This window comes from Ensifer sp. 1H6, assembly GCF_001976035.1.
Lineage (GTDB): Bacteria > Pseudomonadota > Alphaproteobacteria > Rhizobiales > Rhizobiaceae > Ensifer > Ensifer canadensis.
In genome coordinates this window covers 1-10,723 of the sequence record NZ_MOAI01000066.1, presented here as the reverse complement: position 1 = coordinate 10,723, position 10,723 = coordinate 1, and the positions used below count along the sequence as shown (strand labels likewise).

Below are 10,723 nucleotides of genomic sequence, written 5' to 3'. Positions count from 1 at the left end.
CGCTCTAATAAGACGCGCGGCGCTGTAGGCCGCCCCGTTCGAAATTCCGATTTTGCCCGCTCAGGCGTTGAGGCCGCTGCCCCACGGGCCGTGGTGGGCATCGGCGCCATCGACGCGGTCGAAGCCGTGGGCGCCGAAGAAGTCGCGCTGGGCCTGGATCACGTTGGCAGTGCCGCGGCCGCGGCGGTAGCTGTCGAAGTAGCCGAGTGCCGAGGCCAGCGCCGGCGCCGGCAGGCCACCGAGCATGGCCGCCGAAACGACACGGCGCAGTGCCCCGTCGGTTTCCTTGACCATGGCGGCAAAGGCCGGGGTGACGATCAGGTTGGCGGCATCGGGCGCCTTGGTGAAGGCGGTGGTGATTTCATCCAGGAACTGCGAGCGGATGATGCAGCCGGCGCGCCAGATCTTGGCAATCGTTGGCATCGGCAGCGACCAGTTGAATTCCTTCGAGGCGGCGGACATGACGGCAAAGCCTTGAGCATAGGCGCCGATCTTGGCGGCCAGCAGCGCGTTTTCCAGGTCCTTGATGAAGGCAGCCTTATCAGTGACCTTTAACTCGCCGACATCAGGCAGGCCGAGGATCTTCTCGGCGGCTTCGCGCTCATCCTTGGCGGACGAGATGCTGCGCGCGGCAACGGCCGCTTCGATCGCGGTTGCCGGAACGCCCATGTTCTGCGCTTCGATCACCGACCACTTGCCGGTGCCCTTCTGGCCGGCCTTGTCGAGGATCAGGTCGACGATCGGCTTGCCGGTCAGCGGATCCGCTGCCTTCAAGACCTTTTCGGTGATCTCGATCAGGTAGGAATTCAGGCGACCCTTGTTCCAGGCGCCAAAGACTTCGCCGATTTCGCCGGCCGTCATCTTCAAGCCGTCGCGCAGGATACCGTAGATTTCGGCGATCATCTGCATATCGGCATATTCGATGCCGTTGTGGATGGTCTTGACGAAGTGGCCGGCGCCGTTTTCGCCGAGCCAGGCAACGCACGGATCATTGTCGTATTTCGCGGCGATCGAGGTCAGCACCGTCTCGACGCGCTTGTAGGAATCTTCCGTGCCGCCGACCATGATCGACGGGCCATGGCGCGCGCCCTCTTCACCGCCGGAAACACCCATGCCGATGAAGGTCAGACCTGAGTCCTTCAGCGCATCGAAGCGGCGCATCGTGTCGCGGAAGTTGGCGTTGCCGGCATCGATCATGATGTCGCCCTTGGCGAGGTACGGCTTGAGGATTTCCATCTGCTGATCGACCGGCTCGCCGGCCTTGATCATGATGATGATCGGACGTGGCGGGCGGATGGCGGCGACGAACTCTTCGATGGTGTCGCAGGGCACGATCTGGCCCTGGAGTTCGCCGGCTTCCGCGTAGAATTTGTGCGTCGCTTCGACGGTGCGGTTGAAGACCGCTATCTTGTTGCCTTTTTCAGCGATGTTGAGCGCCAGGTTCGAGCCCATGACGCCGAGACCGATAAGGCCGATTTCCGCCTGTGACACGTGATTGCCTCCATTGGACAGGAGAGCCGGACGCGATCAGGATAAACGCGTGGGAGCCGGCCCCTCGAATTAAACTTCGCGCGCTCGCATTGCCCCTCGGGAAAGGGGCGGACGCGAGATGCGACGGCGGAGGCTGTTTTGGCATTCAAATCGATTAACGACAAGCGATTCTTGAGAAAATCACTCCTTTTCGGGCTTGCCGTCGCCATCGTCGAGCACGCGCCAGGAGGCGCCGTCGAGGTCTTCGTACTGGCCGCTCTTCAGCGCCCAGAGGAAGGCGACGAGACCGAGTCCCCCTAAGAACAATGCGATCGGAATGAGATAGATCAGCGTGTTCATGAGGCGCTTCCGATCGCGCCCAGCGTCGTCGGCGCCTGTCGCTCGATCGCTGCGGCAGACTTCGCCACCTTCGCGCGCAGCCGCAAAGCGTTGGCAACGACGATGATCGACGATGTCGACATGGCGATGGCTGCAATCAACGGCGTCGCGTAGCCCATGATGGCGATCGGGACGGCGATGACGTTGTAGCCGATCGCCAGCGCGAAGTTCTGGCGGATCAGCCGGCCTGCCCGGCGCGAGGTGTCGATCGCCATCGGCACGGCGTCGAGGCCCTGGTGCAGGAAGACGAAATCGGCAGCCTGCCGGCCGACGTCGGCAGCCGTTGCCGGCGCCATCGAGACGTGGGCTGCACGCAGCGCCGGCGCATCATTGATACCGTCGCCGACCATCAGCACGCGATGACCGCCTTCGGCCGCAGCCGCGCATTCGTCGACCTTGCCGCGCGGCGACAGTTCGGAACGCCAGCGGATGATGCCGAGCCTGCGGGCAAGCGCTGCCACGACCGGCTCGCGGTCGCCCGAGAGAATGCCGGTTGCAAAGCCCATGCGTGTCAGCTTGTCGACGCTTTCGCGCGCCTGTGGCCGCAGCCGGTCTTCAAAGCGGAAGCAGGCAAGCTCGCGTCCGTCGAGCGAGAGGATGACCTCCGACTGGCCGCTCGCCTCACCGGCGTCGCCACAGGCAAAGGCGCGGCTGCCGAGACGATAGATGCCGTCGGTCGTCTGTGCCTCGATGCCCGCGCCCGGGATTTCACGGATATCGCCGGAGAGAACCGGCGCGATCGCAGCCGCATCGTGGATGGCCATGGCCAGCGGGTGGCGCGAATGCACGGCAAGGCCGGCAGCGGTCGCCAGCACCGCCGGCTTGATCTCGGCCCCGTTGGTCAGGCGCGGTTCCCCGGCGGTCAGCGTGCCGGTCTTGTCGAACAGCACCGTGTCGATCTCGGCCAGCCGCTCCATGGCCGATCCGTCCTTTACCATGACGCCGTTCTGGAAGAGCCGGCCTGCGGCAATGACCTGCACCACCGGCACCGCCAGGCCAAGGGCGCATGGGCAGGTGATGATCAGCACAGCAACGGCCACCAGCATGGCGTGATGGAAATCGCCGTCGACGAACATCCAGCCGATAAAGCTCAGGAAGGCCAACAGGTGAACCGCTGGCGAATAATATTGCGCTGCCCGATCGGCGATGCGGCGATAACGCGCCCTGCCCCCTTCGGCCGCCTCCATCAGGCCCATGATTTCCGCGAGCAGCGAGTCGCGGGCAGCAGCCGTCGCCTCGATCGTCAGCGGTCCCGTCAGGTTGAGCGTGCCGGCCTCGACCGTGTCGCCAATATGCACCGGCGCGGGTGCGCTTTCGCCGTTGACGATCGAGCGGTCCAGGTCGCTCGAGCCGACGAGAATCCGGCCATCGACAGGAATACGCTCGCCGGCCGCAATCGCCAGCCGTTCGCCCGGCTTGATCTCGTCCACCGGACGGTATTCGCGGCTGCCGTCGGCATCGATGACCATCGCCCCGCGCGGCGACAGGCGCGCCAGGCTGCTGATCGCCGAGCGGGCGCGGCCGCGCATCATGTGGTCGAGCGTGCGGCCGATAAGCAGGAAGAACAGAAGCATCACCGTGCCGTCGAACCAGGCATGGGTGCCGTGAGTGATCGTCTCATAAAGCGAGATGCCGTAGGAGAGCGTGATCGCCAGGGCGATCGGCACGTCCATGTTCGTGCGGCCGTGCTTCAGCGCATTCCAGGCGGAGGCATAGAAGAACCGGCCGGCATAGATCAGCGTCGGCGCGGCGATCAGCGCCGAAATCCAATGGAAGAGATCGCGCGTTGCCGCCTCGGCGCCCGACCAGACCGAGACCGAGAGCAGCATGATGTTGGTCGAGGCAAAGCCGGCGACGGCAACGGCGCGGACCAGCTGCTTCAACAGCGTGTCGCCCTCTTCCTCGCCGGGTGCAAACAGATGCGTTTCGTAGCCGCGCTCGCGGATCGCGCGCGCCAGTTCGCGCGGATCGCTGCGCTGCCCCGCGACCTCTTCCTTCCAGACGACTGAGACCCGGCGCGAGGACAGGTTGACGCGGGCGCGCTCCACCTCCGGCCGGCTCTTCAGGGCAGCCTCGATCGTCGTGATGCAGGCGCCGCAGTGGATGCCGGGCACGCTGAGGTCGGTCTGGCGAAGGCCACTGCCGAGCGTGCGGCTGGTCAGCCACAGCTCTTCCGAACTCGGCAGGCCTTGCGCACTCCTGTCGATCTCCAGCGCGGTTTCGGCGCCGGCAGCGCAGCAACTCATGGACGCTCTCCCGGCGCGATGAAGCGAATGGCCTGGCGATAGACGACCTTGTCGCCCGACGTCGCGGTGATATCGGCAATCCATTGTCCGCGCTTAAGGTCGGTTGCGGCAACGAAGACGCCGTTGCCCTGATGCGCCATCTCGATCTGCACGTCCTCATGCTCCTCGACCGGACGCTTGAACACGGCAACGACCTTGTCGGCCGACGTTTCAGCCTTGCCTTGTCGCGTCAGCGTGTAGCGCACCGCGCCCGGCTCCAGGCTGAGCTTGCCGTCGAGGCCGCTCGCTGCAAAGGCGCGCGCCTCCTTCACCTTGCCGTTGAACTGCTGGCTGGCGACATAGGTGTTCTGGACGACGAGCCCGCTCCAGCTGTGGCTGCGTTCCAGGCCATGATCAGGTTGACGGTGATGATGGTGCCGAAGAACAGCACCATCACGCCGAGCATGTGCCATCCGGTGAAGACACGGGGTTGCCTGCCTTGGTCAGCGGTCATTTCGCGGCTCCCGGTTGGTTGAAGTTGGCCTGGTATTCGTCGCGCTCATGGCTCGACGGGTCTTCTGCAATCAGGCTGAAGCCGTCTTCCGCTTCGCCGAGTTTATCCTTCGGCAGCGTCACGAACACTTTCAGCGCCGTCACCTTGTCCGGATCGACGCCGACGGCAAAGCTGCGGCCGTCGCCCGGTGCCTGGCCGGCAATGCGCATCATCGCCGACGGCATGCCGTCGATGGTGAGTGTGATCGTGCGCTGTTCGGGGATCATGTTCAAGAGCTTGACCATGTAGCCGTTGCGCACCGATCCATCCGATTCGAGCACGAATTGCGGGTTGCGATCGTGCAGCACGTTGAGCTCCAGCCGATCGCGCGCCAGGAGCGCATAGAGCAGGCCGATACCAACCAGCGTCCAGACGCCGAGATACACAAGCACGCGCGGCCGGAAGACGATCTTCCAGTTGAAATGCCTGACCTTGTCGACGAAGGTGCCGTCGGCGTCACGCACCCGGCCCGGGTCGATCGCCGTCGTGCCGCCGTCGGTGGCAAGCGCCATGTTGGAGGCATAATCGCTCAGCGTCGCATAGGCGATCAGCCCGCGCTCGCGCCCAAGCTTGTCCATGACGTTATCGCAGGCGTCGATGCAGAGCGCGCAGGTGATGCATTCGAGCTGCTGGCCGTCGCGGATGTCGATGCCCATCGGACAGACGACGACGCAGGCATTGCAATCGACGCAGTCGCCGACGCTCTCGCCCGCGGCTGCCGCCTTCTTCTGGTGGCGCGAGCGCGGTTCGCCACGCCAGTCGTTATAGGTGACGACCAGCGAGTTTTCGTCGAGCATCGCCGCCTGGATGCGCGGCCACGGGCACATATAGGTGCAGACCTGCTCCCGCATCAGCCCGCCGAACACATAGGTCGTGGCGGTGAGAATCGCGACGGTCATATAGGCGATCGTCGGCGCCTCGAGCGAGACGAAGCTCTTCAGCAAGGCCGGCGCGTCGGCAAAATAGAAGATCCAGGCGCCGCCGGTGGCAATGCCGATCAGAATCCAGATCGAATGTTTCGTCACCCGCTTGACGATCTTGGCCGCTGTCCATGGTCCGGCATCGAGCTTCATGCGCGCGTTGCGGTCGCCTTCAATGTAGCGCTCGACGACAAGGAACAGGTCGACCCAGACGGTCTGAGGACAGGTGTAGCCGCACCAGGCGCGCCCGACGGCTGACGTGACCAGGAAGAGGCCGAAACCCGCCATCACGAGAAGCCCGGCCACGAAGAAGAATTCCTGCGGCCAGATCTCGATGAAGAAGAAATAGAAGCGACGGGCGGCGATATCGACAAGCACCGCCTGGTCGGGCGCATGCTCGCCGCGGTCCCAGCGGATCCACGGCGTCAGATAGTAGATGCCGAGCGTGACCAGCATCACCAGCCACTTGAACTGGCGGAATCGTCCCTCGGCGCGCTTCGGGAAGATCTTCTTGCGCTTTTCGTAAAGCGGCTTGCGCACATGCGCCGCGTTGACCGCCTCGGCCTCGTGGCGTTCGACGATGGGGGCGTTTGTGGCGGATTGAGGCTGCATCTGTGGGATATCCCCGAATATATCGCGTATTGAACGCTGTTTTGCCCGATCTGGCGGCCGGAAACGTTGATCTGTGTCAAGTTTGCGGGCTAAAGCGGCCGCATGCGTCGAAACGTCCGGGCTTCATGCCGCGCGACTTGATGGCAATTGCCACACCACGACATCCCGCCAAACCTACGAGGACCGCATGGACACGATCATCGGCTTTTTGAACACGATCTTCTGGGGCTATGTGCTCATTTATGGCCTGCTCGCCGTCGGCATCTTCTTCACCATCCGGCTTGGCTTTCCTCAGATCGTGCATTTCGGCGAGATGTTTCGTGTGTTGAGCAGCGGCGGGTCGAAGGATGCGGCGGGCATCAGTCCGTTCCAGGCGCTGACCGTGAGCCTTGCCTCGCGCGTCGGCACCGGCAATCTCGCCGGCGTTGCCGTTGCGCTCTATCTCGGCGGACCGGGCGCCACCTTCTGGATGTGGATGGTCGCGCTCGTCGGCATGGCGACGGCCTATGCGGAAAGCGCGCTGGCCCAGCTCTACAAGGTCAAGAACGAAAACGGCCAGTATCGCGGCGGTCCGGCCTTCTACATCGCCCGTGGCCTCAATGCGCCGTGGGCGGCAACGATCTTCTCCGTCTGCCTCATCCTTTCCTTCGGTCTCGTCTTCAATGCGGTTCAGGCCAATTCGATCGCCGATGCCGTACAGGGCGCCTTCGGCATTCCGAAGATCGTGGTCGGCATCGCCGTTGCAGCGCTCTCGGGCATCGTCATCTTCGGCGGTATCCGCCAGATTGCGCGCGTTGCCGAAATCGTCGTGCCGTTCATGGCCGTCGCCTATCTGCTGATGGCGATCTATGTGCTGATCGCCAACGCCTCGCTGGTGCCAACGGTGCTCTGGACCATCATTTCCAGCGCCTTCGGCCTGCAGGAAGCGGCAGGCGGCATCACCGGCGGGGTCGCTGCCGCCATGCTCAACGGCGTCAAGCGCGGCCTGTTCTCCAACGAAGCCGGCATGGGCTCCGCCCCGAATATCGCAGCCGTCGCCACCCCGGTTCCGCATCACCCGGCCTCGCAAGGGTTCGTACAATCGCTCGGCGTCTTCATCGACACGATCCTGATCTGCACCGCGACATCGGTGATGATCCTCTTGTCCGGCACGCTGGAGCCCGGCTCCGGCATCACCGGCACGCAACTGACCCAGGCCGCCATGAACGTCCATATCGGCTGGGCGGGCAGCTATTTCATCGCCATTGCGATCTTCTTCTTCGCCTTCACCTCGATCATCGGCAACTATTCCTACGCGGAGAACGCGCTGACCTATCTCGGCGGCGCCAACCGTCTCGGCATCACCCTCATGCGATGCGCCGTTCTCGCCATGGTCGTCTGGGGCGCCTATGAGAGCATCGCCACCGTGTTCGACGCCGCCGACGCCTCGATGGGCCTGATGGCGACGATCAACCTGATTGCCATCCTGCTCCTGTCGGGTACCATTGCCAAGCTGACGAAGGACTATTTCGCCCAGCGCAAGCAGGGTGTCGAGCCGGTCTTCCACGCCGCCGACTACCCGGAACTGCAAGGGCAGATCGACGGCAAGATCTGGTCGCGCGATTAGGGCGGCAAGAGACAGGTAACCGGAAGCGGGAGACCTCGGAGGGCAAGGCATGCATGGTACCTTGCGGCCACTGACGCTTGCCAAGCGCTGCGGCATCTACCGCGAGCGCTCGGCGCCTGCCTCGCTTGCGGGCCATGTGGAGTGCCTTTGGAGCCATACCATGCCCGAGGGCCCGCCCTCGCCCATGGCTGTCGTTCCCGATGGCTGCGTCGATATCATCTGGTCGAGCCGGGGTCTGGCTGTTGCCGGCCCAGACAGGGTCGCAGCCTTTCCGGTCATCGGCCCCCGCGAGACGTGGTCGGCCTGCGCTTTCGGGCCGGTATTGCCGCCTCCTGGCTGCGCACGCCGCTTTGCGAGCTGACCGGTACGGTCGTGCCGCTCGATGCCTTCTGGGGTGCCGCCGCCGATGAACTCCATGCGCGGATGACTGAGGCCGGTAGCGCAGCAGCGCGTGCCGCGATGCTTGCTCACGCGGTTGAGAAAAGGCTGGCGGCGGTCGCAGCCCCGCCTGCCGACATCGCCGCTTGCCTGGCTGAGTTGCGCCAGAGGCAACCGATGTCTGACAACCCGATCCGGCTGCTGGCGCAGACGACAGGAACCAGCGAGCGCACGCTGCGCCGCCGCTGCCACGAACATTTCGGCTATGGCGCCAAGACGCTCGACCGCATCCTCCGCCTGCAGCGTTTTCTCGCCACCTGCCGAAGCGACGTTGAGGCGAGCCTGAGCGCGCTTGCGCTTGATACCGGCTACGCCGACCAAGCCCACCTGACGCGCGAGACCAGGGAGCTGACCTCGCTCTCGCCGCGCGAAATCCGGCGCCAGCTCGCGAACTGACTGGCCGTTTCATTCAAGACGGCGACGCCCTGTGGTGCTACCCCTTGATTGCAACGGCAATGGCAAGGCGACGAAACGCATGACGACACTGGCAGCGAAAATCATCCACATCTCGATCGAGCGCGACTGGCACGAGGTCTATGTTTTCATGGCCAAGCCTGAAAACATGCCGCTCTGGGCATCGGGCCTTTCGTCCGGCCTGACGCGCGACGGGGAAGAATGGGTCGCTCCGGGACCGCTCGGCAACGCGCGCGTGCGTTTTGCCCCCGACAATGCCTTCGGCGTCGTCGATCATCTGGTGACGCTGGAAAACGGCGTGAAGGTGCACAACGCCCTGCGCGTCGTGTCGAACGACGATGGCGCCGAGGTGATGTTCACGCTGCTGCGGCAGGCCGACATGAGCGACGAGCAATTCGCCGGCGATGCCGAATGGGTGGCGAAGGATCTCGCCGCCCTTAAGTCAATCTTGGAATCAGAAAGCGACAGGACACATCATGGGTAACAAGGGCAACGATCGCCGCATCGACTATGTCGAGTTCAACGTCTCCGACATCGCCGCCAGTAAGGCGTTCTATGGCGGCGCCTTCGGCTGGACCTTCACGGATTACGGCCCCGAATATTGCGAGTTCCAGGACGGAAGATTGACCGGCGGCTTCACCACGACAGGGCCAGTCCGGGCCGGAGGGCCGCTGATCATCATCTATGCCGACAATCTGGAAGAGAGCTTGACGAAGGTCGAGGCGGCCGGCGGAAAAATCCTGCAACCGATCTTCCCCTTCCCCGGCGGCCGGCGCTTCCACTTCGCCGATCCTGACGGCTACGAGCTGGCGGTTTGGTCGGCGCAATAACCATCCCTCGCGCCGGTTTCCGCCACCTGTGGACAACCGGCGTCTGCGCCTGCAGATTTTACCCAGACTTAATCTTTGCATCCCAAGATTGCGCGCGAAAACAAGAAGCGGCAAAGGGCGCTGGGCAATGTCAGACGATCACGAGTTTCTGCGGAATTCCGTCATCATCGGCGCCCACCCCGACGACGAACTGCTGTGGTTCACCTCGATCCTGAAAAAGGTCGACGAGGTCATCATCCTTTATCGCGATATCTGGTCGGAGCCGCAGATGGGCGACGCCCGCGTTGCCGCCATCAAGGCCTATCCCCGCGGCAACGTCCGGTTCCTCGAGATGGAGGAGACCGGCTCCTTCGACTGCGCCGATTGGACGAGCCCGAAGCCTGGCCCCTACGGCATGGAGTTCGGAACCGAAGGCACGCGTCGCGAGGCCAAGCGCGTGGTGAAGAAATCGCTGTCGCAACTGATGCCCGGCAGCTTCCGCCACTCGACGCGGCCGATCGCCCAGGCCTACCGTGAAAACTACGAAACGCTCTATCGCACGCTGCAGCCGCGGTTGAAGCCCGACATGAACGTCTTCACCCACAATCCCTGGGGCGAGTACGGTCACGAGGATCATGTGCAGGTGTTTCGCGTGCTCGACCGGCTTCGCGACGAAATCGGCTTCAAGCTCTGGATGTCGAACTATTGCACCGAACGCTCGATGCCGCTGGCGATGCAGTATTTTAGCCGCAAGCCGGTCAACTACATCAGGCTGCCGGCCGATAAGGCCTTCGCCGAGGAGGTTGCCGCCGTCTATCGCGACAAGGGCTGCTGGACCTGGCGCAATGACTGGATCTGGTTCGACGACGAATGTTTCATGGAAGCCCCACGCAGCAAACCCGAGGGCGGCGGCTTTCACCTGTTGCCGATGAACCTGTTCAATTTCGGCACCGTCGTGCGCCGACCGGTCAACGCGCCGCTGCTTTTGGGCGCCGCCCTTTCAAGCGTCATGGTCGGCGCCACCATCGCCGCTGCGCTGGAATGAAGATAGGCCGCGTCTTTCGACGCGGCCATTTTCTTAACTTGACGATTGGTACCGCCCCTCATCCGCCTGCCAGCACCTTCTCCCCGCCAGCGGGGCGAAGGTAGCAAGCCGGGCCGGCACCGCACCCATCAACGCCGATGTTCGGCGAAAGCGTCGCTCCCAACGGCTCTCTCCCCGCTGGCGGGGAGAGATGTCCGGCAGGACAGTGAGGGGCAAACCTTGAGCGTCGGGG

The 10,723-nt window shown here is 63.9% G+C and carries 10 protein-coding genes and 1 pseudogene; 6 read left to right on the top strand and 5 right to left on the bottom strand.

From position 1 onward, the window contains the following. Positions 1–60: 60 nt before the first annotated feature. From gndA to ccoG, 5 genes and pseudogenes are all read right to left on the bottom strand, one after another. A complete protein-coding gene (gndA, locus tag BKP54_RS34580; protein WP_025427339.1) occupies positions 61–1,491 on the bottom strand; it encodes an NADP-dependent phosphogluconate dehydrogenase in 1,431 nt (476 codons plus the stop codon). Positions 1,492–1,671: 180 nt separating this feature from the next. Further along, positions 1,672–1,830 carry a cbb3-type cytochrome oxidase assembly protein CcoS gene (gene ccoS, locus BKP54_RS34575; RefSeq protein WP_025427340.1) on the bottom strand — a complete coding sequence of 53 codons (159 nt, stop codon included), beginning with the start codon at positions 1,828–1,830 and terminating at the stop codon, positions 1,672–1,674. Then, positions 1,827–4,115 (bottom strand): cation-translocating P-type ATPase, encoded by a 2,289-nt coding sequence (locus BKP54_RS34570; RefSeq protein ID WP_025427341.1) that lies wholly within the window; start codon positions 4,113–4,115, stop codon positions 1,827–1,829. Before BKP54_RS34570 ends, ccoS begins: the two co-directional genes overlap by 4 nt. After that, a pseudogene (locus tag BKP54_RS34565) lies at positions 4,112–4,608 on the bottom strand (FixH family protein). The gene BKP54_RS34570 and the pseudogene BKP54_RS34565 overlap by 4 nt, the downstream one beginning before the upstream one ends. After that, entirely contained in the window at positions 4,605–6,179 is a 1,575-nt protein-coding gene (ccoG, locus tag BKP54_RS34560) for a cytochrome c oxidase accessory protein CcoG (RefSeq protein ID WP_025427343.1), read from the bottom strand. Before ccoG ends, BKP54_RS34565 begins: the two are co-directional and overlap by 4 nt. A gap of 187 nt (positions 6,180–6,366) precedes the next feature. Here ccoG and BKP54_RS34555 point away from each other — a divergent pair, with 187 nt between their 5' ends. The 6 genes from BKP54_RS34555 (at position 6,367) to BKP54_RS34535 (ending at position 10,491) form a co-directional block, all read left to right on the top strand. Next, positions 6,367–7,785, top strand: coding sequence for a sodium:alanine symporter family protein (locus BKP54_RS34555; protein WP_057208728.1), 1,419 nt, complete (start codon positions 6,367–6,369; stop codon positions 7,783–7,785). Between the two features lie 49 nt (positions 7,786–7,834). Then, positions 7,835–8,146 (top strand): DUF6597 domain-containing transcriptional factor, encoded by a 312-nt coding sequence (locus BKP54_RS37005; RefSeq protein WP_245318030.1) that lies wholly within the window; start codon positions 7,835–7,837, stop codon positions 8,144–8,146. After that, positions 8,080–8,619: a helix-turn-helix domain-containing protein gene (locus BKP54_RS34550; protein WP_245318029.1), complete on the top strand. Its 540-nt coding sequence runs from the start codon at positions 8,080–8,082 to the stop codon at positions 8,617–8,619. The genes BKP54_RS37005 and BKP54_RS34550 overlap by 67 nt, the downstream gene beginning before the upstream one ends. Before the next feature lie 79 nt (positions 8,620–8,698). After that, complete coding sequence (locus BKP54_RS34545) at positions 8,699–9,121, top strand: polyketide cyclase (protein WP_025427346.1); 423 nt, start codon at positions 8,699–8,701, stop codon at positions 9,119–9,121. Then, on the top strand, positions 9,114–9,467 hold the full coding sequence (locus tag BKP54_RS34540; protein ID WP_025427347.1) for a VOC family protein: 354 nt from the start codon (positions 9,114–9,116) through the stop codon (positions 9,465–9,467). Before BKP54_RS34545 ends, BKP54_RS34540 begins: the two co-directional genes overlap by 8 nt. Before the next feature lie 127 nt (positions 9,468–9,594). Next, the gene (locus tag BKP54_RS34535; RefSeq protein WP_025427348.1) at positions 9,595–10,491 is read left to right on the top strand and encodes a hypothetical protein; all 897 of its coding nucleotides are present in this window, start codon (positions 9,595–9,597) and stop codon (positions 10,489–10,491) included. Positions 10,492–10,723 lie beyond the last annotated feature (232 nt).

What these genes read in the sequence shown, in the direction of transcription:
- BKP54_RS37005 (WP_245318030.1), top strand. Translation starts at nt 7,835, where the DNA reads ATGCATGGTACCTTGCGGCCACTGACGCTTGCCAAGCGCTGCGGCATC.
- ccoG (WP_025427343.1), bottom strand. Translation starts at nt 6,179, where the DNA reads ATGCAGCCTCAATCCGCCACAAACGCCCCCATCGTCGAACGCCACGAG.
- BKP54_RS34535 (WP_025427348.1), top strand. Translation starts at nt 9,595, where the DNA reads ATGTCAGACGATCACGAGTTTCTGCGGAATTCCGTCATCATCGGCGCC.
- BKP54_RS34545 (WP_025427346.1), top strand. Translation starts at nt 8,699, where the DNA reads ATGACGACACTGGCAGCGAAAATCATCCACATCTCGATCGAGCGCGAC.
- ccoS (WP_025427340.1), bottom strand. Translation starts at nt 1,830, where the DNA reads ATGAACACGCTGATCTATCTCATTCCGATCGCATTGTTCTTAGGGGGA.
- BKP54_RS34555 (WP_057208728.1), top strand. Translation starts at nt 6,367, where the DNA reads ATGGACACGATCATCGGCTTTTTGAACACGATCTTCTGGGGCTATGTG.
- BKP54_RS34570 (WP_025427341.1), bottom strand. Translation starts at nt 4,115, where the DNA reads ATGAGTTGCTGCGCTGCCGGCGCCGAAACCGCGCTGGAGATCGACAGG.
- BKP54_RS34540 (WP_025427347.1), top strand. Translation starts at nt 9,114, where the DNA reads ATGGGTAACAAGGGCAACGATCGCCGCATCGACTATGTCGAGTTCAAC.